At 72.9% G+C, this 19356-nt stretch carries 19 protein-coding genes; 9 read left to right on the forward strand and 10 right to left on the reverse strand.

Translation table 11 applies throughout. The features are described from left to right. Nucleotides 1–38: 38 nt before the first annotated feature. The 4 genes from BX286_RS03710 to BX286_RS03725 form a co-directional block, all read right to left on the reverse strand. A complete protein-coding gene (locus tag BX286_RS03710) occupies nt 39–908 on the reverse strand; it encodes a geranyl diphosphate 2-C-methyltransferase (RefSeq protein ID WP_079430927.1) in 870 nt (289 codons plus the stop codon). Between the two features lie 17 nt (nt 909–925). Continuing rightward, on the reverse strand, nt 926–2164 hold the full coding sequence (locus BX286_RS03715; protein ID WP_100862289.1) for a family 2 encapsulin nanocompartment cargo protein terpene cyclase: 1239 nt from the start codon (nt 2162–2164) through the stop codon (nt 926–928). Between the two features lie 98 nt (nt 2165–2262). Then, complete coding sequence (locus BX286_RS03720) at nt 2263–3678, reverse strand: family 2B encapsulin nanocompartment shell protein (RefSeq protein ID WP_121014508.1); 1416 nt, start codon at nt 3676–3678, stop codon at nt 2263–2265. Between the two features lie 256 nt (nt 3679–3934). Next, nucleotides 3935–5077 carry an amidase domain-containing protein gene (locus BX286_RS03725; protein ID WP_079430924.1) on the reverse strand — a complete coding sequence of 381 codons (1143 nt, stop codon included), beginning with the start codon at nt 5075–5077 and terminating at the stop codon, nt 3935–3937. A gap of 463 nt (nt 5078–5540) precedes the next feature. On the opposite strand from BX286_RS03725, the gene BX286_RS03730 reads away from it, so the two are divergent. Further along, entirely contained in the window at nt 5541–7484 is a 1944-nt protein-coding gene (locus BX286_RS03730) for a transglycosylase domain-containing protein (protein WP_121017527.1), read from the forward strand. Nucleotides 7485–7523: 39 nt separating this feature from the next. Here BX286_RS03730 and BX286_RS03735 read toward each other — a convergent pair whose 3' ends face one another. Next, nucleotides 7524–8840, reverse strand: a complete 1317-nt coding sequence (locus BX286_RS03735) for a hypothetical protein (protein ID WP_237293187.1) — start codon at nt 8838–8840, stop codon at nt 7524–7526. A gap of 315 nt (nt 8841–9155) precedes the next feature. Here BX286_RS03735 and BX286_RS03740 point away from each other — a divergent pair, with 315 nt between their 5' ends. The 3 genes from BX286_RS03740 to BX286_RS03750 all read left to right on the forward strand — a co-directional run bounded on the left by BX286_RS03740 (nt 9156) and on the right by BX286_RS03750 (nt 11363). Beyond that, the gene (locus BX286_RS03740; protein WP_187344074.1) at nt 9156–10163 is read left to right on the forward strand and encodes a glutathione S-transferase family protein; all 1008 of its coding nucleotides are present in this window, start codon (nt 9156–9158) and stop codon (nt 10161–10163) included. A gap of 101 nt (nt 10164–10264) precedes the next feature. Next, entirely contained in the window at nt 10265–10807 is a 543-nt protein-coding gene (locus BX286_RS03745) for a hypothetical protein (protein ID WP_079430922.1), read from the forward strand. A gap of 1 nt (nt 10808) precedes the next feature. Beyond that, on the forward strand, nt 10809–11363 hold the full coding sequence (locus BX286_RS03750; RefSeq protein WP_079430921.1) for a hypothetical protein: 555 nt from the start codon (nt 10809–10811) through the stop codon (nt 11361–11363). A 56-nt stretch (nt 11364–11419) separates the two neighbouring features. On the opposite strand, the gene BX286_RS03755 is transcribed toward BX286_RS03750, so the two are convergent. After that, nucleotides 11420–12472 (reverse strand): M4 family metallopeptidase, encoded by a 1053-nt coding sequence (locus tag BX286_RS03755; protein ID WP_121014509.1) that lies wholly within the window; start codon nt 12470–12472, stop codon nt 11420–11422. A gap of 258 nt (nt 12473–12730) precedes the next feature. Here BX286_RS03755 and BX286_RS03765 point away from each other — a divergent pair, with 258 nt between their 5' ends. Further along, complete coding sequence (locus tag BX286_RS03765; RefSeq protein ID WP_121014510.1) at nt 12731–13435, forward strand: hypothetical protein; 705 nt, start codon at nt 12731–12733, stop codon at nt 13433–13435. 142 nt (nt 13436–13577) lie between these two features. Then, a complete protein-coding gene (locus BX286_RS03770; RefSeq protein WP_079430917.1) occupies nt 13578–14174 on the forward strand; it encodes a sigma-70 family RNA polymerase sigma factor in 597 nt (198 codons plus the stop codon). A 213-nt stretch (nt 14175–14387) separates the two neighbouring features. On the opposite strand, the gene BX286_RS03775 is transcribed toward BX286_RS03770, so the two are convergent. Continuing rightward, nucleotides 14388–14915 carry a DUF4142 domain-containing protein gene (locus BX286_RS03775; protein ID WP_261993334.1) on the reverse strand — a complete coding sequence of 176 codons (528 nt, stop codon included), beginning with the start codon at nt 14913–14915 and terminating at the stop codon, nt 14388–14390. Nucleotides 14916–15153: 238 nt separating this feature from the next. Between BX286_RS03775 and BX286_RS03780 the strand changes: the two genes are divergently transcribed. Both BX286_RS03780 and BX286_RS03785 read left to right on the forward strand, forming a co-directional pair. Next, nucleotides 15154–15336 carry a hypothetical protein gene (locus BX286_RS03780; protein ID WP_079430916.1) on the forward strand — a complete coding sequence of 61 codons (183 nt, stop codon included), beginning with the start codon at nt 15154–15156 and terminating at the stop codon, nt 15334–15336. Beyond that, nucleotides 15333–15863, forward strand: coding sequence for a DUF5709 domain-containing protein (locus BX286_RS03785; RefSeq protein ID WP_079430915.1), 531 nt, complete (start codon nt 15333–15335; stop codon nt 15861–15863). Before BX286_RS03780 ends, BX286_RS03785 begins: the two co-directional genes overlap by 4 nt. Before the next feature lie 181 nt (nt 15864–16044). Here the strand turns inward: BX286_RS03785 and BX286_RS03790 are convergent, their stop codons facing one another. The 3 genes from BX286_RS03790 to BX286_RS03800 all read right to left on the reverse strand — a co-directional run bounded on the left by BX286_RS03790 (nt 16045) and on the right by BX286_RS03800 (nt 18366). Next, nucleotides 16045–17007: a TIGR03557 family F420-dependent LLM class oxidoreductase gene (locus BX286_RS03790; RefSeq protein ID WP_100862294.1), complete on the reverse strand. Its 963-nt coding sequence runs from the start codon at nt 17005–17007 to the stop codon at nt 16045–16047. A 151-nt stretch (nt 17008–17158) separates the two neighbouring features. Further along, nucleotides 17159–17950 (reverse strand): ANTAR domain-containing protein, encoded by a 792-nt coding sequence (locus BX286_RS03795; RefSeq protein WP_100862295.1) that lies wholly within the window; start codon nt 17948–17950, stop codon nt 17159–17161. 35 nt (nt 17951–17985) lie between these two features. Next, on the reverse strand, nt 17986–18366 hold the full coding sequence (locus tag BX286_RS03800) for a helix-turn-helix domain-containing protein (protein ID WP_121014511.1): 381 nt from the start codon (nt 18364–18366) through the stop codon (nt 17986–17988). Nucleotides 18367–18494: 128 nt separating this feature from the next. Here BX286_RS03800 and BX286_RS03805 point away from each other — a divergent pair, with 128 nt between their 5' ends. Then, a complete protein-coding gene (locus BX286_RS03805) occupies nt 18495–19340 on the forward strand; it encodes an STAS domain-containing protein (RefSeq protein WP_121014512.1) in 846 nt (281 codons plus the stop codon). Nucleotides 19341–19356 lie beyond the last annotated feature (16 nt).

The following is a 19356-nucleotide window of genomic DNA, read 5'->3' on the forward strand; positions in this document are numbered from 1 at the left end:
CGGCGGCCGGCGGTCGGCTGTCGGCGGCCGCCGGCGGGTCAGACGCGGTCGGCGGCGATCAGCACGTACTGGAAGGACCCGTCCCGGTAGGACTCGATGAACGCCTCCTCGATCCCGGTGACCAGCGAGGACGTGGCCCGCAGCTCCCAGTAGGGGAGGGTGTCCGGGGTCAGGTCGATCACGGCCTGGGGGACGAGGCGGTTGTCGGCCATGGCGCGCAGGTACTCGCGGCGGGAGTGGATGTTGCACTCGAAGTGGGCGTTGATCTGGGAGACCCACTTCGAGGGCTGGCCGTAGCGCGGGTTCCAGCAGCCGGTGATGGTGACGTAGCGTCCGCCCACGGCGAGGACGCGGGAGTGCTCGGCCATCAGGTCGTGCAGGTCGACATACATGCTGGACTCGTTGTTCCAGGAACCGGCGGCCTGACCGGTCTCGAAGGGCATGTCGAGCATGTTGCAGACCCGGGAGTGAACCGATTCCTCAATGCCCAGCTCACGGGCGCGGTTGTTGCCGAAGTCGGCTTGCTTGGCGGAGAGCGTGACGCCCTCGACCTTGCAGCCGAAGCGCTGGTGGGCCATCACCATGGAGCCGCCGCGGCCGCAGCCGGCGTCCACGAGCATGTCGTCGCGGCCGATGGCGCCGAGGTGGTCCAGGAGGAGTTCGGCCTGCGCCGATTCCAGCCGGTGCAGTTCGGCCACCAGCTTCTTCTCGTACTCGCTGTCCTCGGTGTCCCCGAGGGCCGCGTGGTCGACGGCGCCGATGCCGTAGTGGTGGTGGTAAAGGCCGTCGACGTCGCCGAGGCGCAGGTTCACGGGCCTGGCCTCTTCGTTCCAGTAGCGGGCGATGTCGCCCTGGTAGGGCGTCGCGGGTGCGGGGATGAACGGGCTGGTGCTGACGGTGCTGGTCATGGAATAGGTCCCCTCGTTTACCAGAAATCGGGCAGGGTGTATCGGTAGGTGTTGGAGGCATGCCAGTAGTGGTTGCCGTCGACCCAGGCGGCCACGCCCTTCAGGAAGCGGGCCACGCGCGGGTCGGGGCAGGCCGCGGCGAGCGCGGCGGCCTCGGCCTCGAACTCGTGCATGAGGTCGTTGTGGACCTCGACCGCCTTCAGGTAGGCCTCCTTGTCGGAGAGGCCCTCCTTCTCGGCGATGACCACCGGCAGGTTCAGGTGCTTGCCGGGGCTCTTGAGTTCCTTCATGTACGAGTAGAGGTCGTTGGCGAGGGTGGTGGCGTTGCCGGCGAGCGCGATCACCCGCTGCATGGCGGGCAGCGCGTGGAGCTCCGCCGGGAGTTCGTAGCCGCCGACGGTGTCGGTGATCGTGGGGCAGGGGCGGAAGTTGTTGAACTGGCGCATCGCCAGGTACTCCCACACCTCCGGGACGTACTCGGTCGCGTCCCACGCCGCCTCGGCGAGGTACCCCATGTGCAGCCGGGACATGTCGTGCCGGTAGCGGTCCGACTGGGCCGGGGTGGCGAGCTGGGTGAAGTACGCCATCGCCGACCGGTAGGAGCGGCGGGCGGCGTCCGAGGAAAGGGACTCCTCCCACGCCGGCTGGTACTCCTGCGTCGTGTGGACCGGGTCGAGGGCGGTGTGCGCCAGGAGCAGCCGGCCGCCGACGTCGGGTGGGGTGGCGCCGTCCTCGCAGTAGGAGTCGTCGACCACGTTCTCGGCGACCATCAGCCGGGCGGCGAGCATCAGGTGGTCGACGGTGGGCGCGTCCGGGTGGCAGGCGACCATGTAGCGGCTCACGGAGAAGCCGTCGAACTGGTCCTCCCATTCCGGGGGGAACGCCTGCACCTCGTCCACGGCCCACGCCTTGATCCGCCGGCTGAGCTCCGCCACGCGGACGGGGTCGGGTTCGGGTACCGGGTGGTGGTAGAGGCCGGGGATCGGCCGGCTGGCCGCCGGCGCCGGGGGCTCGGCGGCGGCCGGGGTTTCGGCGGCGGCCGGGGTTTCCTCGGTCCGGGTCCAGTGCAGGCTGACCGTGCCCAGGCCGCTCGGGCCGCGCAGGACCCGTTCCAGGGCGGCCGCCGAGTGCGCGGGCCCGGCGGGTTCCGGCGGGTGCACGGCCGGGGCCTCGGCCACCGGCGCGGCGGTTCCGAAGGGCAGCACCGGCCGGGAGGGCAGGACCGACTGCAGGGGGGAAGGCCCGGGATCGGGCATCCGTGGCTCCTTGGTGAGGTGGGTGGGCCGGCCCGGGCTCCCGGGCGTGCTCGGTCGGCCGCGGGAGGGTCCGGGCCGTGTGGCCGGCGGCGGGTCCGTCAGTCGCGCCTGCGGGCGATCTGCACGTTCTCCAGCACGCCGAGCGCGTCGGGCACGAGGATGGCGGCGGAGTAGTAGGTGGAGACCAGGTAGGAGATGATCGACCGCTCGTCGATGCCCATGAAGCGCACGGACAGGCCCGGCTCGTACTCCTCCGGCAGGCCGGTCTGGCGCAGGCCGATGACGCCCTGGTTGTCCTCGCCGGGGCGCATGGCCAGGATGGAGCTGGTGTTCTCCTTGGTGATGGGGATCTTGTTGCAGGGCAGGATCGGGACCCCGCGCCAGGCCGGCACCTGCTGTCCGCCGAGGTCGACGTGGTCCGGGTAGAGCCCGCGCGCGTTGAACTCGCGCCCGATCGCCGCGATCGTCTTCGGGTGCGCGAACAGGAAGCGGGTGCCGCGCCGGCGGCACAGGAGCTCGTCGAGGTCGTCCGGGGTGGGCGGGCCGGAGTGGGTCTGGATCCGCTGCTTGAAGTCGGCGTTGTGGAGCAGGCCGAACTCCCGGTTGTTGATCAGCTCGTGCTCCTGGCGCTCGCGCAGCGCCTCGATGGTGAGCCTGAGCTGTTCCTCGGTCTGGTTGTGCGGCCCGTTGTAGAGGTCCGCGACCCTGGTGTGGACGCGCAGGACGGTCTGCGCGACGGAGAGCTCGTACTCGCGGGGGTTGAGCTCGTAGTCCACGAAGGCGCCGGGGAGTTCGGCCTCGCCGGTGTGGCCGGCGGACATCGCGATCTCGGCCTCGCCGTGACGGTTCTGCCGCTGGAGCGGGAGGGAGCTGAACTTCCGGATGTGTTCCTGGAGGTGGGGCGCCTGGGCCAGGACGGCGGCGAACTCCGCGCGGGAGAGCGTGAGCAGGGTGCCGGGGGTGTCGGCGGTGGCGGTGTAGTCCCAGGTGGCGTCGGCGTCGAGGAGGGCGTTCTCGCCGAAGCGCTCGCCGTCGGCGAGTACGGCCACGGCCACCTCGTCGCCGTACTTGCCGACGGAGGTCTGGCTGATGCGGCCGTGGGCGATGAGGTGGATCTGGTCGGCGGGGGCGCCGCGTTCGACGAGGACCTCGCCGGCCCGGAAGTCGCGCTGGACGCAGCGGTCGGCGATGGCGGTCAGGACCTGGACGTCGTCGAAGCCGCGCAGCAGGGCGAGTTCGCCGAGCTCCTGGGGGATCACGCGGACGCTGGCGCCGTCCTGGACGAACTCGATGGTGCCGTCGCCGACGGTGTAGCTCAGGCGGCGGTTGACCCGGTAGGTGCCGCCCTTGGTCTCCACCCAGGGGAGCATCCGCAGCAGCCACCGGGAGGTGATCTCCTGCATCTGCGGGGCGGACTTGGTGGTGGTGGCAAGGTTGCGGGCGGCGGCCGTGCTGAGGCTCTGCTGCTGGGGAGGTTCCTGCAGCTGCGCTTCGGGGCTGGTGTCAATGGTCATCGGACGAGCTCTCCTTCGTAAACCGGAAAAAGAGGATGAATATCCGGGAATCCGTCCAGATCCTGAGGAACAGTAACGGCCGATCGGCCCATTGGACCTTGAAACTCCGTGGGCGTTACCTCGATGCAGTGATCTTTCTCGGCGGGATGTTTGCGGCGCCGGCCGGAGGCATTTCGGCCGCGGACGCAAAAAGGCCCCTCCCGCCGCGGTGGTTGCGCGGAGGAAGGGGCCGAGGGGCGCCCGGAAGGGCCGTCCGTCAGGTGCGGTACGCGTAGTACACGGCGTTCGGATAGGACGCCAGGATGCTCGCGAGCGACTTCCGGTAGGTGTTGGTGGAGTGGTACGTCAGGTAAGGCATGCCGGCCTTGCTGCGGTACGTCACCATCATGGAGTGGTCCTTGGACCCGTCCCGGTTGAAGTCCGCCTGCAGGATGTCGCCGACGTCCAGCTGGTAGACGTTGGCCAGGTTGGCGGCCCGCTGGTTGGACAGCGTGAACCAGGCCCATTCGTTGGCGCCGACCCACGAGTCGGACTGGCGGGTGCCGTCGTACCACCAGTTGCGGTAGTCCGTGGAGGTGCCCGGTACCGGCTTCCATCCGCCCGCCTTCAGCGCCTGGCTGATGAAGTTGGTGCAGTCGCCGCCGTTGCCGCTGAACTTGCGGTACGCCGGGTTGTAGTTGCTCCAGTACTTCTCGGCGTACTGCGCCATGGCCGCGTAGTCGTACGCTCCGCCGGTCAGCGTCTTGGGCTTGGCCGTCGCCGGGTACTTGGTGGACGCGGGCGTGCCGTCCGGGTACTGGTTGCCGTCGTCCGTGACGACGGCCGCCTTGGCGGCGACGGGCTCGTTGACCGCGACGGGGCCGTCCTCCTGGGACTTGATCGTCTGGAGCTCCCAGTCACCGCCCTTCTTGCCGGTGAGGCTGAGCTCGTAGCGCGTCTTGAAGTCGGTGGTGGAGGGTTCGTCCCCCTGCACCTTCTTGTAGGTGAGCGTGGTCTGCTCGGTGACCTGGACGGTCGCCTTGCCCCCGGTCACCGTGGCGCGGTCGACGGTCACCTTCGTGTCGGCACCGCTGTAGACCTCGCCCAGCTGGGCCAGCCGCGTCTTGCGGTCGCGCAGCGACTGGATCGCCGCGTCCTGTTCCTTCTTCAGCCCGTCCGACATGCGGGCCTTCTTCTTGCCCCCCTGGCCGTGGCCGTGGCGCACGGTCTGGCCGTCGACCAGTGCCTGGGTGCGCTGCGAGAGCACGTCGTCCGCGAGGCGCCCGAAGGCATCGGTGGTGGCCTGGTCGGCCGCTACGGGGCCGGAGACGGCGTTCGCCGAGTAGGCGAAGAACCCCCCGGACGCCAGGGCCACGGTCAGGGCCGCGATGGCGGCGGGCCTGAACCTCTTAGGTATCACTGTTTTCCCCTTGTCACCCGGTCCACACGGACCGGGAGGACGGAATTTTCGCACAACTAGCCGAGCGATTCTCCGCGTTCCGGTTTGTCACCGGATGCCCTGTAGGAGCCGCCCGCGGGCGCAGCCGTCCGACTCCGCTTCTGCATGCGGAGGGGCCCCCGGCGGCGGGGGGCGCCGGCCGTGGACCCCTGGAACGGCTCACAGCAAATGCATCTAGGGTGTCCGGGAAAGCACGGAAGAGGGAGCATCCGCAGTGGCCAGGCACGATACGGGCGGAAGGGGCCGGTCTCGGGGCAGACGCGCGTCCTCGGACGCCGGCACGGCGGCCTCCCCGGGCCGCAGGAGCGGGCCGGGGGCGCGCCGTCGCCCCCGCGCGGGGGCGGGCCGGCTGCGGGCGCTCGCGCCGGTTCTGGAGCGGGTGCTCGGTCCCGCCGCCGCCCGGGTGCGCCCGCTGCTGCGGCGGATGCGGCCGGCGTACCCGAGGCCCGGGCGCAGCGGCTGGCGCCGCTGGATACCCTCCTGGCGCCAGTGGCTGGGCGCCTTCCTGTACCTGTTCACGGGTCTCGTCGCCTTCGTCGGCATCGCGTACGCCACCACGGACATACCGGACGACCTCAACTCCTTCGCCACACAACAGGACAACGTCTACTACTGGGCCGACGGCTCCACCATGGCCCGGACCGGCTGGGTCAGCCGGCAGGAGATGCCCCTGGACAAGGTGCCCCCCAAGGTCCAGGGGGCCGTGCTCGCGGCCGAGAACGCCAGCTTCTACACCGACCCCGGGGTCTCCCCCTCCGGGGTCATGCGCGCCGTGCGCGCCGCGCTCACCGGCGGCGAGACCCAGGGCGGGTCCACCATCACCCAGCAGTACGTGAAGAACGCCTACCTGAACCAGGACCGCACCCTCTCGCGGAAGTTCACCGAGATCCTGCTGGCCCTGAAGCTGGACAACCAGACCGGCAAGAAGCAGATCCTGCAGGACTACCTCAACACCAGCTGGTTCGGCCGCGGCACCTACGGCATCCAGCGCGCCTCCCAGGCCTACTACGGCAAGGACGTCTCGAAGCTCAACGCCAGCGAGGGCGCCTTCCTCGCCTCCCTCCTCAAGGGCGCCGGCCTGTACGACCCCACGCTCGGCCCGGAGAACCACAAGCGGGCGGTGGAGCGCTGGAGCTGGATCCTGGACCGCATGGTCGAGACGGGGGCGCTCACGCCCGCGGAGCGGGCGACGTACAAGACGTTCCCGGAGCCCACGGGCCCGGGCACGGCCGGCACGCCCGGTGCGCAGAACGGCTACCTGGTGGAACTGGCCAAGGCCTACGCGATCAAGGCGGGGCACATCAAGGACTCCGACTTCGACCTCGGCGGCTACCAGATCTACACGACCTTCGACCGGTCGCGGATGGCGGCGCTGACCGACGCCGTGCAGAAGGCGCAGCAGGACTTCGACGCGGAGAAGCGGCCCGGGACCGACGCGCACGCGAAGATCGGAGCGGCGAGCGTGGCCGCGGACGGCAGGCTGCTCGCGGTCTACGGCGGGCCCGACTACCTCAAGCAGGGGTTCAACCAGGCGAACTCGACGACGATCCCGGTCGGGACGGCGTTCACGCCGCTGGTGTACGCGGCGGCGCTGGAGGAGGGGGTGGTGCGCACCCGCGGCAAGGACCGCACGCCCGTCTCCCCCTCCACGGTGTACGACGGCAACGACCAGGTGACCGTGCAGACGCCGGAGGGGCCGTACTGGGACCGCAGCGGCAAGGTGGTCAAGGGCCACAACGACGGGAACAAGAGCTGGGGGCAGGTGACCCTCCAGCAGGCCGTGGCGAACTCGGTGAACACCCCGATGCTCCAGCTCGGGCTCGACGTGGGGCTGGACCGGGTGGAGTCGTTCGCGGAGCGCGCCGGTCTGCTGCCGTCGAGCCTCGGGACGCGGATCCCGACGTTCTCGCTCGGGGAGAACTCCAAGCCCAGCGCGATCCGCATGGCCGGCGCCTACGCGACCTTCGCGGCCGACGGCATGCACACCGACCCGTACTCGGTGCGCTCGGCCACCCGCAACGGGGCGGCGGTGCCCCTGGAGGCGCCGAAGCCGGTCCGGGCGATGTCGGCGAAGACGGCCCGGTCGGTGACGGAGGCCCTGCGCAGCTCGGTCACCGAGGGGGCGGCGAAGGCGGCGGCCAAGGCGCAGCCGGGTGCCGCCGGCAAGACGGGGACGACCGCCGCGAACACGGCGGGCTGGTTCGTGGCGAATACCGCGCAGGAGTCCACGGCGGTGGTCGTCTACCGGATGGCGCTGACGGACCTGATCGCGCTGCCGCTGACGGGGCTGGGCGGGGACGCGCCGGGCACGCCGGGCAGCGACCGGGCGGTGCGGCTGTGGACGGACTACATCAAGGCGGTCAAGTAGACCGCGGCGGGGCCGGGGCCGGGAACGGCCCCGGCGGGCCTACTTGACCAGCGTGTTCCAGTCGGGCGCCTGCGCGGGATCGAGCATGCGCAGCTGGGCCAGGACCTTGGGGTCCTGGGCGTCGAGCCAGTCCGACAGCTCCTTGAAGGACACGCAGCGCACGTCCTGGCGCGGGCAGACGTCCCGCATCACGTCCTCGACGGCCTGCATGTAGATGCCGCCGTTCCAGTCCTCGAAGTGGTTTCCGATGAACATGGGGGCCCGGCTGCCGTTGTAGACGCGGTTGAAGCCGTTCAGGTACGAGGAGCGGGTCTGCGCTTCCCAGCCCCGGTACTTCGCCGGGTCGCCCTTGGTGCTGTCGCCGGACTGGTTGTAGAGGAAGTTGAAGTCCATGGAGAGGACCTGCAGCTCCTTGCCCTGGAGGGGGACGAGCTGGAGGGGGAAGTTCCAGATGCCGCTCTGCTTGGACGGCCACAGCTGGAAGTCGCCGGAAGAGCTCGCGTCGTAGCGCCAGCCGTACGGCTTGATCGCCGTCAGCAGGTTCTTCTGGCCCTCCAGGCAGGGTGCGCGGCCGCCGACGACCTCGCGGTCCGGGTCGAACGGCAGGGGGGCCTCATTGGTGAAGCCGGTGTTGGTCTTCCAGTTCTTGACGAACGCGTAAGTCTGGTCGATCTCGCTCTTCCACTCCTCGGGGCTCCAGTCCCCGCCGCCCTTGGGGCCGCAGAAGTGCCCGTTGAAGTGGGATCCGATCTCGTCGCCGTCGGCCCAGGCGCCGCGCAGCTGCGCGAGGGTGGACTTCACGTGCGGCACGGTCGGGTAGGAGATGGCGGATGAGCCCTGCGGGTGCTGCGGGGGGCGGTAGAGCATCTTCTTCGAGTCGGGCAGGAGGTAGATGCCCGTGAGGAAGAACGTCATGTGGGCGTTGCTCTCCTTGGCCACCTGACGGAAGTGCGAGAAGAGGTGGTCGTCGCCCTCCAGGGCGCCGTCCCAGGAGAAGACCACGAACTGCGGCGGCTTCTCGCCGGGCTTGAGCTTCTCCGGCTTGAGCTGTCCCGGCTGGGGCCCGGTGTAGGAGGTGGAGCCGTCGCCCAGCACCTTGACCTTGCCGTCCCAGGGCTGCTCGGCGCCCTTCGCCGCGGCGGCCGCCTCGGCGGCGCTCTCCGCTGCGGCGAGCTTGGCCTCGCCCTGGGCGGGGGCGCCGCCGAGGGTGAACGCGTACGCCGTGGCGGCCGCCCCGCCGAGGGCGAGGACGGCCACGGCTATGCCCAGGCGCTTGCGGCTGCGTGCCTTGCGCTGGAGCTTGCGCGCGCTCCGGGACCCCGTCCGGGTGCCCGGAACGGTGTCGGTGTCCGCCATGCCTGTCGTCCCCCCTGATCACCGCAGCCGGGCCGCCGCGCGTGGATGGTTCGTACGAATATAGAACTTGTCGGCACTCTTCCCGCACGCCGGACCCCCCTGGCCCGTCGCTTCACAGCCATCTCACAGTGCGTCCGCCGGGTCCGGGGCGCCCGCATCCTGTCCTTCCCGCAACGTTCTCCTCCAGTCCGGCCGCGGGCACGGGTCCGGGGGCTCCGGGAGTGGGCGCCGCCGTGCCCGCCGGGGGCGTGCGCCGCCCGCGCCCGGGCCGGCGGGTCCGCGTTCACCGCGGCCCGCTCCGGGTAGGCGCCCGCCGTGAGCTACGTGACTTCGGGCCAGGAGTTCTCCCGCGACGACCGGTACCTGACCACGCGGATCACCGCGGACGGCCGGGACGGCTTCCCCGTGGAGCCCGGACGGTACCGCCTCGTGGTCAGCCGGGCCTGTCCGTGGGCGAACCGGGCGATCATCGTCCGGCGGCTCCTGGGGCTGGAGGAGGCCCTGCCCATGGCCGTGGCCGGGCCGGTCCACGACGAGCGCAGCTGGAGCTTCGACCTGGACCCGGGCGGCCGCGATCCGGTGCTCGGCATCGAGCGGCTCCAGGAGGCCTACCTCGCCCGTGACCCCGGCTACGACCGGGGGATCACGGTGCCGGCGATCGTGGACGTCCCGACCGGGCGGGTGGTGACCAACGACTTCCCGCAGATCACCCTCGACCTGTCGCTCCAGTGGGCGGCCCACCACCGCGCGGGCGCCCCGGCGCTCTACCCGTGGGAGCTGCGCCCGCAGATCGACACGGTGAACGAGGTGGTGTACCGGGACGTGAACAACGGTGTCTACCGGGCGGGGTTCGCCGGCTCCCAGGAGGCGTACGAGCGGGCGTACCGGCAGCTGTTCGACCGGCTCGACTGGCTCTCCGAGCGCCTGGAGCACTCCCGCTACCTGGTCGGGGACACGATCACGGAGGCCGACGTCCGGCTCTTCACCACCCTCGTGCGCTTCGACGCCGTCTACCACGGCCACTTCAAGTGCAACCGGCGGAAGCTGAGCGAGATGCCGGTCCTGTGGGACTACGCGCGGGACCTGTTCCAGACGCCCGGCTTCGGCAACACGATCGACTTCGACCACATCAAACGGCACTACTACCTGGTGCACACGGACATCAACCCGACCGGCATCGTGCCGGCCGGCCCCGACGCCCGGGGCTGGCTCGCCCCGCACGGCCGGGCCGCCCTCGGCGGCCGCCCCTTCGGCGACGGCACGGCCCCCGGCCCGGTGCCGCCCGGGGAGGCCGTACCGCCGGGCCACAATCCGCTGTACTGAGGCTCCGTTCACCTTTTGGGGCGGCCGGAGCCGGTTTGCCGCCCGGCGGGGTGGGCAGCCGCGTCCCTGCGGGCGACGCAAACCCGGGACGGAGGACCGAGATGTCGACAAGCACACTCATAGCCGTTGTGGTGGTCGCCGTGGTCGTGGTGCTCGCCATCACCGTGACCCTCGGGCTGCTCGCGCGACGGCGTCATCTGCGCCACCGTTTCGGACCGGAGTACGAGCGCGCGGTCGAGGAGAAGGGCGGCGTCCTCGCCGCCGAGCGCGACCTGCACGCCCGCGAGGTCCGGCACGACAAGCTCGACATCCGGGAGCTGCCGCCCGAGCGGCGGCGCCAGTTCGCCGACCGGTGGAGCGAGGTCCAGGAGCACTTCGTGGACCAGCCTGCGGGCGCGGTCGACGAGGCCGACGACCTGGTGGCGAAGCTGATGCGGGAGCGCGGCTACCCCACCGACGGGTACCAGGGTGCCGTCCGTGACCTGTCGGTCGACCACGGCCGGACGCTGGAGCACTACCGGGCCGCGCACGAGGTCAGGTCGCGCAGCGCGGACGGCCGGGCGACCACGGAGGAACTCCGCGCGGCGATGGTGCACTACCGCGCCCTGTTCGACGAACTGCTGACGGACCAGAGGAGCCGGTGACATGGGCACCCACGACGACATACGGGGCGGAGCCCCCCTGACCACGGAGGACCTGGCGGGACCCGGCGCGGCCGGCGAACCGGACGCGGCCCCCCCGGCCTACCCGGGCGAGGCGACCGGTGAGTCCCTGTCCGGGGAGTCCCTGTCCGGCGGATCCGCCGCCGACCGGGACGAGGACGACGAGGAGGTCCTGACGGACCGCACGGACGACGAGCCGGAGGACCGGCCGGCGGAGGGGTCCGGGGACGGAGTGGCCGCCGGAGCCGGAGCGGCCGGGAACGGTGACGGGCAGCCCCTGCTCGACACCGCCGACGCGGAGCGCTACCGGACGGCCTGGAGCGAGATCCAGGGACGCTTCGTCGACGACCCGCGCGAGGCGGTCACCTCGGCGGACACCCTGGTGGCCGAGGTGATGCAGAGCCTCGCCGGCACCTTCGCCTCGCACAAGCAGGACCTGGAGGGGCAGTGGCAGCGCGGTGACGACGTGGCGACGGAGGACCTGCGCCAGGCCCTCCAGCACTACCGCTCGTTCTTCAACCGCCTGCTCAACGCCTGAACGTTCATCCCGCCTCCGAGGTGCCGCCGGCCCGCGCCGGCGGCACCTGCGCACGCCTACACCCCGGGGATCTGCCGGGCCCGGAAGGCCGCGCGCACGGCGGCCGCCGCGTCCGCCCCGTACATGCGCTGCGCGGTGGCGACGGTCGTCAGTGCCGCGTCCTGGAAGCTCGTGTCCGGGCGGAAGCCGAACTGGGCGTCGACGATGATCCGGCCGGCCGTCCGCGCGCCGAGCGCCTGCCGGATGTCGAACAGGGCCCGGGACCAGATCTCCCCGTCCGCGTGGACCTCGCCGACGCGGTCGGCGTAGACCTTGTTCCCGTCCACGCGCCGCAGGCAGTGCGGGGCCGCGCTGTACTCCACCGAGTCCCAGTCGCCCACGCAGGCCAGGTCGGTCTTGCGCGGCCAGCCGTACTGCTCGTCCGCGTACGCGCCGACGGAGACGGCCAGGAAGTCGCCGAAGGCCTCGCCGATCGCACCGGCCTCCGGCGAGGTGCCGAAGCCGGGCACCTGGGCGTTGTGCACGGCGTGCCCGTACTCGTGGACGATGACCTCCGCGTCCTCGGCGTCGTCCACGCCGCCCTTGCCGAAGCGGATCTCGGCCTTCTTGTCGGAGAAGAAGGAGTTGTCGGCGCCCCACTGGTTGATCCGCACGGGCTGCACGCGGTCGTTGGCGCCGGGCAGTTCGCTGCCGAATCCCAGGCTCTGCAGGTACTCCTGCGCCTGGTTGACCCAGAAGTACGCCATGACCTGCTCGAACCCGTCGTCCTTGCGGCTGAAGGAGGCGGCGTCCGCCACACGGACCGGGGCACCGGTCTCCGACCGTACGGCCGCCCACTTGCCCGAGAGGGTGTCGCCGGCGTCGAGGTTGCGCAGCGCGGCGAGGGTGTAGGCGGAGGCGGGGACGGCCGCGTTGCCGTCCTTGCCGTCGGTCAGCGTCTGGTCGCCGGAGGACTGGACGGGGTTGACCATGAAGATCCGCGCCTGGGGCGGTGGGGAGCCGGCCGCGGCGGTGCCGGCGGACCGGGCGGAGACCGGGCCGGCGAGGGTGAGCGTGGCCACGGTGGCGGTGGCCACGGCGACGAGGCCGCGGGATATGCGGCGAGCCATACAGATCCTCCTGGGACGGGGGTGGGGAGGTACGTGCGTGGTGCGGCCGTGATCCTTGCGCACGCGGCCCCCTTTTGACCAGGCTCCGGACACGTGGCGGGGCGGTCCGCCGGAAATCGTCCGGTACGGCACGGCCGGGCCGGGGGCAGGACCGGGCCGGGCCCTCAGCTCCGTTGCGGGGACGGGGAGTCGGGGCCCGCCGTCCTCCCGGCGCCCGGCTCCGGGCCGGCGGAGGGGCGGTGCGAGGATGAACGCGCCATGACCCCGGGCCACTGGTTACGAGCCGCGCGGGCCGCGATGTTCGCGGCCGTCTGCGTGCTGCTCGCGGCGGCCGGGCACCTCCTGATGTCGGACCGTCCCGTCCCCTGGTGGGCGCCGGCGGCCGCGTTCGCGGGGACGGCGGCGGGGGCCTGGGGCCTCGCGGGCCGCGAGCGCGGGCCGCTGGCCGTCACCTCGGCGGCCCTGGCCGTCCAGGGCGCGCTGCACGGCGGGTTCAGCCTGGCGCAGCGGGTGGCTGCGTCCGCTACGGCTGCGGCGGGCGCGCACACGGCGGGCGCCGCGCGGGGCATGCCGGCCATGCAGATGCAGATGCCGTCGATGCCCATGCCGTCGGCGTCCATGCCGGCCATGTCCATGCCGGCCATGCCGGGCGGCGGGCACCCCATGGCGCACCTGTCCCCGGCGGACCCCTCCGCCGTCGGAATGCTCGCGGGGCACCTGCTGGCCGCCGTGCTGTGCGCTCTGTGGCTCGCCTACGCGGAGCGGGGCGTCTTCCGCGTCCTGCGCGCGCTGGCGGCACGGCTGCGGACTCCTCTGCGCGTGCTGTTCGGCCCGTTCACGCCGGCCCCTCACCACCCGCCGGTGCACGTCCTGCGGGCCCGCCGGGAGCACCCCCCGCGCCGGCTGCTCCTCGTCCGCTCCCTCACCTCACGGGGTCCGCCGAAGGGAACCGCTGTCTCCTGACAGCCGGCTCCCCCGGGCCCCCGGCGACGCCTCCACGCGTCGCGGCCCGGGCCCCGGCCATGCCCTGCGGCAGGCCGGACACCCTTCACCGGTGCCGACGCACGGCGCCGGATCACCCGTGCCCTCGAAGGAACTTGTGGCGATGACCCCTGCCCCGCACACCCCGGGCTCCGATGCCCGCACCACCCGGCTGGCCCTGGAAGCACGCGACGGCGACCCGGCCAAGACCGACCGCCTCGTCCGCGCGCTCCACCGCGACGTGTGGCATTACGTGGCCCACCTCAGCGGCGACCCGCAGGCCGCCGACGACCTCACCCAGGAGGTGTTCCTGCGCGCCCTGGCCGCCCTCCCGCGCTTCGAGGGCCGCTCCTCGGCGCGGACCTGGCTGCTGTCCATCGCCCGCCGGACCGTGGCGGACGGCTTCCGCCGCGCCGCCGCCCGTCCCCGGCTCGCGGACCGGCAGGACTGGCAGGCGGCCGCCGAGCGGAGCCAGCCGTCCGGGCTGCCGGGCTTCGAGGACGGGATCGCGCTGGCGGACCTGCTGGCCGTGATACCGGCCGAGCGCCGGGAGGCCTTCCTCCTCACCCAGGTCTACGGCCTCGGCTACGCCGAGGCGGCGGCCGCGGTCGGCTGCCCCATCGGCACCGTGCGCTCCCGGGTCGCCCGCGCCCGGCTGGCACTGGCGGCCCTCCTCTCGGAGCCGCACCGCACCCCGGCCGTCTCCACAGGAGCCAGGTGAACGGCGAGGTGCGGTGCCGGGCGGCGCGGGCCAGGCGAGATCCGGAAGAGACGGCATAGGGCCCGGCCCCGGGGGAGGTGAGGGGGGCCGGGCGGGACCGCGGGGGTCGTGGACCGGGGGGAAGAACACGACGCGCCCCGCGGTCCCGTTACGCGTCTGCCCCGCCCGTGCGGCCTGAACCCCCCGGGGCCCCGGTCCCCTGCTGCCGTCTGGTCAGCCCATGACGTGGCAGGTGCCGCCGCGGACCATGTCGAGGTGCATGGCGACCACCGGGCGCGCGTCCTTCGCCGCGGCCACCACCTGGGCACTGTCACCACGCGCGATCTCGTCGTCGATGGTCTTGAGGGTGGCCTGGTGGGCGTCGGCCTGGGCCTTCAGCCACGCCGTGTCGTAGCCGGGGGTCCCGGCCTTGCCCTGGATCTGCTTGAGCTGCGCCTGCTGGGCTTCGGTGGGCTTGTCGGGGAGGGAGATGTCCAGCTTCTGCGCGAGCGCCCTGAGGTCGGTGTCCAGCTTGGTGTGGTCCTTGACCAGCGTGCGGCCCACGTCCTTGACGCAGGTGTCCTGTGCGTTCATCCGTGTGTCCGTACCGGCGGCGATCTCGGCCAGGTTGCCCTGGTGGACGGTCACGACGAAGTTCTGGTCGTCGTTCCCCGCCTGTCCGGCCGCGAGGGCCGCGGGGGTGAAGGTGCCCATGGCGACGGCGGCGACGGCCGCCGCGATGACGGAGCGTGAGGGGCGCATAGCGGACTCCTGGAAGGGAAGCGGCCGGCGCCCGGCTGGCGTCCGGCCGGTCTCCCCGGCGTCTACCCGGGCCCGCCCGGCCAAACGGTCGCGCCCCGGGCCAGGCCCTGGAGGCGTCAGGGGCCCAGGGCCCCGCTCCGGGCGGGGTCCTGGGCACCCGGCCTTCACCCTTTCGCACGGCATGGGCCCGCGGATCCGGGGAAGAAGCCCGCATCCGAGAGTCGGAGAGGAGGTCGCCATGCCCGCGAAGGGAAGCAGCCGCGCGGACGGGAACGCCCGCCGGGCCGCCGCGGAAGCGGGTGGTCCATGGCAGGACTTCGACGAGGTCATGGAGCGGATGCTCGACCTGTTCGGCAGCGGTCGCCCCGCCGGGGGCGGGAGCGACGGTGAGAGCCCGCCCGAGAGGAGCCGACGTCCATGAGCGCCAGCGAAGCCCGGGGGGACGAGGTGTACCAGCCGCCACCGGAAGGAGAGCCCGGTGAGGCTCAGCCGGACATGGAGAACGCCCTCGGCGAGCCGGACCTGGACCAGACCCTGGACACCGGCTACTCCCCGCCCGACCGGCCCCTCGCGGCCACCGGGTACGGAACCACCGCCGGGGAGCAGCGTGCCGGGGAGACGCTCGACCAGCGGCTCGCACAGGAGGAGCCGGAGGCCGGGTACGCCGGCACGGACCTCGGTTCGCAGGCCGCTCCGGGGGACGACCTGGACGGGGACGGACGCAGCCGGGGCGGCGGGGACATGACCGGCGATCCGTACGGCGACGAGTCGACGGCGGGCCGGGAACGGGCCGGCCGGATGGCCCCGGCCGAGGAGGGGCCGCCGGTGCGGCACCTGTCCGTACTGGCCCGCGACACCGGCATCGACGGCGGGGCGGCTTCCGCCGAGGAGGCGGCCGTGCACGTGGTCGAGGAGGAGCCGTGGGAGGAGTCGGAGGAGGAGCCGTAGGCGGTGCGCCGGAGGGCGCACCGTGCAGGTGCGGGCCGGCGGGGGCGGGTGGTCCCCGACGGCACCGGCGGCGCCTCCACCCGCCCCCGCCCTGAGCCCCCGTCCCCGGTCAGGCGGGGAAGCGCTCCCAGACCCGCTGCTTCTCCGGAGCCCCGGCCAGCGCGTACAGCACGGACTCGGGCTAGCGGGACGGCGACAGGGCGGGGAGGACCTTGGTGCGGAAGTTCTCGAAGAACGGCGCCTGGCCGGGGCCGATCTGGCCGATGTAGACCTCGTCGAAGCCGGCGTCCACGTACGCGCGGACGGCTTCGATGTGGGTCTCGGGATCGTCGCCGCAGGGCACGGCCTCGGCGACCTGTTCCCGGGTGACCAGCTCGCTCGCCTGCTCGAAGTGGGCGGGGGTGGGCAGGATCTGGGCCAGTTCGCCCGGGAGCAGTTCGCTGGGCCAGAGGCGGTGGACGGTGTCCACGGCCCGGTCCCGGTCCTCGTCCCAGCAGACCTTCAGCCCGCCGGCGACCGGTTTCCCGGCGCCGCCGGCCTCCCGGAAGGCGCCGACGAGCTCCTGGTCCGGGCTCATCAGGACGTACCCGTCCCCGATCCGCCCGGCGAGCTCGGCGGCGTTCGGTCCGAAACCGGAGACGAAGACCGGCGGCGGGGCGTCGGGCACGGTGTACAGGCGGGCGTTCTCGACGGTGTAGTGCGCGCCGCGATGGCTGACGAGCTCGCCGGTGAAGAGCTTGCGCATGACCTCGACGGCCTCCTCCAGCATGGCGGCCCTGTCGGCGAACGGGGGCCAGCGGTCGCCGTGGACGTGTTCGTTGAGGGCCTCGCCGGTGCCGACGCCGAGGGTGAAGCGGCCGTCCAGGAGCACGCTGGAGGTGGCCGCGGCCTGGGCGGTGACGGCCGGGTGCATGCGGACGGTGGGACAGGTGACCAGGGTGGTGACGGGCAGGTCGACGATCTGCGACAGTGCGCCGATCATCGACCAGACCAGGGGGCTGTTGCCCTGGGCGTCGTTCCACGGGTGGAAATGGTCGGAGATCGCCAGCCGGGTGAATCCGGCTTCCTCGGCCCGGCGGGCCTGGTCGAGCAGTTGCGCGGGGGTGAACTCCTCGCACGCCAGGAAGTAGCCGAACTCGGTCATGGACAGCACCTTTCGCGGGGGCGGGCGGCCATGGGCGGCGGCCATGGCCGCGGGCTGCTCCGTGAGCACCCGGTGCCGCGTCTGCCCGGGCTCGGCCGCCGGACACCCCCGGGCGCGCCGCCGGTCCGGGGAAGCCGACCGGGGACAGCCCTCAGTCGTTCTCGCGGAAGTCCGTGGCGTGGCCGATCACAGCGCGGGCGACCTCGGTCGCGGTGCCTCCCTCGCGGAAGGCCCGGGCGTGCAGCAGCGCGAGCGCCTCGTCGGCTCCCAGCTTCAGCTGGGACATGATCATTCCGGCTGCCTGGTAGACCTCGGTCCGGTGGTTCTCGGCGTCATGCAGCCAGGCCGCGACCCCCTCGACGGGGGCGGGGCCGTGGCCGAAGGCGGCCAGCAGTACGGTGACGGCGTCCGCGGCGAGCATGGCCACGCGCAGGTCCGACGCCCTGCACATACCGGGGCTGTCGCGGTAGAGGTCCATGGTGCCGAGCACCACCGTGGGGGTGCCCAGCGGCAGCGAGAACACGGCCCGGGCCCCGGCCTCGACGGCCCGGGGGGCGAACAGCGGCCACCGGCGCGCGTCCGAGCCGCCGGCCAGGTCGGGGGCCAGTACGGGGGCGAAGACCTCCAGGGCCCGCACGGCCGGACCCTCTTGCAGGGTGGACTGGAGCTCCACGAGCCGGCCCGCGGTCGCGTCGCTCGCGCAGAACGGGACGGCACCGCCGCCCCCTTCGCCCCTCGTGCTCACCGCCAGCCCGCTCACGGGCAGCAGGACCAGGACGGCGTCGCAGAGCCGGGAGGGCAGGAGCTCGGAGGGGACGCCGTCCAGGGCGTGCAGCAGCTCGCGCACGACGTCGCCGGGCCCGTCGGCGGGGGCGCGCTGCCCCGGGTCCCCGCGGGCTCGGGGATCGTGCTCTTCCGACCGGTCCAGGGGCACGGTGCTCACCTCCCAGCCGCCCGGTCCCTCCGGCCTGTCGCTCCTCACCGCCCGGCGGCGCCGCGGGTCTCTTGTGACTCCGGCAGCCCGGCGGGCGCCCGCTCCGGTCCGACGGCGGGCAGCGGACCCGCGGCGAGGAGCTCGAGGAGGCCGGTGATCTCGTGCCCCGCTTCGGCGGGGTGGCGGAACCGGCCGCCGGGCACGATGGCGTACCGGTTGCGCCGCCCGTCGGCGGCGCGGTCCCGCAGCAGGTAGCCGTCGTGCTCCAGGTCGGCGACGATCGCCTGCACGGTCCGTTCGGTGAGACCGCAGCTCGCCGCCACGTCCCGCAGCCGGACCCCGGGGTCCCGGGAGATCGCCAGGAGGACGCGGGCGTGGCTGGTGAGGAAGGTCCACCGGGGGCGACGCGCGATAGCCGGTTCCATATACACCACTATGCCGCATATTGGGGGTCATGGATCACATGTATCGGATTTCCGGTAAACCTTGACGTATGCGAGGAATCCGTTGAAAATCCGATCAGAGCATCATTTCGGGCCTTCGGGAGATTGCCATGACCGCCTCCGCTGTCCCCGAGATCCCCCGCGAAGGGCGCGCCCGCCGCGACGGACCGATGAACGTCACCGTCCGGCGCGAGGGCCCGGACGCCGCCGCCGTCCGGATCACCGGCGAGATCGACACCGACCGGGCCGGCGAGCTCCGGCGGACGCTGCTGGCCGCCCTCGATGCCTGCCCTGCCGGGATCAGCCTCGACATCGCCCGGGCGAACTTCCGTGACTGCTCCGGACTGAACGCGCTCCTGGAGGTGGAGCGCGAGGCCGCGGCCCGGCACCGGCCGCTGACCGTCACCGCCGCCCCGCCCGCCGTCCGGCGCCTCCTGGAGGTGGCCGGGCCGGCGGTCCCCGCCACCGACGGGCAGGTCCCCGGGACCGCGCCACGGGGAACGGCGCCGCCGGGACGGGACGGCGCGCGCGGCTTCGAGGTGAGCCGGGCGCGGCTGGAGGCGCCGGACGCCGACGACGGCCACTGGGTGGTCTTCCTGGAGGGCTCCGTGGAGCCGCACGACCGCTCGGCCCTGCGGCACGCCCTGGCCGGCGCCGATCCGGGCACACCGGCGTACGTGGTCGAGCTCGGGGGCCTGCGGCTGATGACTCCGGCCGCCGGCGCCGTGCTGACCGAGCTCGGACGCACCCTGTCCGCGCGCGGCCGGCGCCTGCTGCTCGTGGGCCCCCACCGGCTGAGCGACCCGGTCGAACAGCTCAGCCGCACGTCGGGCTTCGTGGAGTTCCACGCCCGCCTGGACCGCGCCCTGGCCTCCGCCTGCTCGGTCGGCCCCGGCCACCGCGGAGCGGGCCAGCCCGGGCTGGAGGACGGCCGGGCCGACGAACGGCCCGCCTGACGCGGGGCCACCCGGC

Source organism: Streptomyces sp. 3211.6 (genome assembly GCF_003634815.1).
Taxonomy (GTDB): Bacteria; Actinomycetota; Actinomycetes; order Streptomycetales; family Streptomycetaceae; genus Streptomyces; species Streptomyces katrae_A.

Excerpts from the sequence above, each read along its gene's own strand:
- BX286_RS03710 (WP_079430927.1), bottom strand. The coding sequence starts at position 908 with ATGACCAGCACCGTCAGCACCAGCCCGTTCATCCCCGCACCCGCGACG.
- BX286_RS03715 (WP_100862289.1), bottom strand. The coding sequence starts at position 2,164 with ATGCCCGATCCCGGGCCTTCCCCCCTGCAGTCGGTCCTGCCCTCCCGG.
- BX286_RS03720 (WP_121014508.1), bottom strand. The coding sequence starts at position 3,678 with ATGACCATTGACACCAGCCCCGAAGCGCAGCTGCAGGAACCTCCCCAG.
- BX286_RS03730 (WP_121017527.1), top strand. The coding sequence starts at position 5,541 with ATGCGGCCGGCGTACCCGAGGCCCGGGCGCAGCGGCTGGCGCCGCTGG.
- BX286_RS03735 (WP_237293187.1), bottom strand. The coding sequence starts at position 8,840 with ATGGCGGACACCGACACCGTTCCGGGCACCCGGACGGGGTCCCGGAGC.
- BX286_RS03745 (WP_079430922.1), top strand. The coding sequence starts at position 10,265 with ATGTCGACAAGCACACTCATAGCCGTTGTGGTGGTCGCCGTGGTCGTG.
- BX286_RS03750 (WP_079430921.1), top strand. The coding sequence starts at position 10,809 with ATGGGCACCCACGACGACATACGGGGCGGAGCCCCCCTGACCACGGAG.
- BX286_RS03755 (WP_121014509.1), bottom strand. The coding sequence starts at position 12,472 with ATGGCTCGCCGCATATCCCGCGGCCTCGTCGCCGTGGCCACCGCCACC.
- BX286_RS03765 (WP_121014510.1), top strand. The coding sequence starts at position 12,731 with ATGACCCCGGGCCACTGGTTACGAGCCGCGCGGGCCGCGATGTTCGCG.
- BX286_RS03770 (WP_079430917.1), top strand. The coding sequence starts at position 13,578 with ATGACCCCTGCCCCGCACACCCCGGGCTCCGATGCCCGCACCACCCGG.
- BX286_RS03775 (WP_261993334.1), bottom strand. The coding sequence starts at position 14,915 with ATGCGCCCCTCACGCTCCGTCATCGCGGCGGCCGTCGCCGCCGTCGCC.
- BX286_RS03780 (WP_079430916.1), top strand. The coding sequence starts at position 15,154 with ATGCCCGCGAAGGGAAGCAGCCGCGCGGACGGGAACGCCCGCCGGGCC.
- BX286_RS03785 (WP_079430915.1), top strand. The coding sequence starts at position 15,333 with ATGAGCGCCAGCGAAGCCCGGGGGGACGAGGTGTACCAGCCGCCACCG.
- BX286_RS03790 (WP_100862294.1), bottom strand. The coding sequence starts at position 17,007 with ATGACCGAGTTCGGCTACTTCCTGGCGTGCGAGGAGTTCACCCCCGCG.
- BX286_RS03800 (WP_121014511.1), bottom strand. The coding sequence starts at position 18,366 with ATGGAACCGGCTATCGCGCGTCGCCCCCGGTGGACCTTCCTCACCAGC.
- BX286_RS03805 (WP_121014512.1), top strand. The coding sequence starts at position 18,495 with ATGACCGCCTCCGCTGTCCCCGAGATCCCCCGCGAAGGGCGCGCCCGC.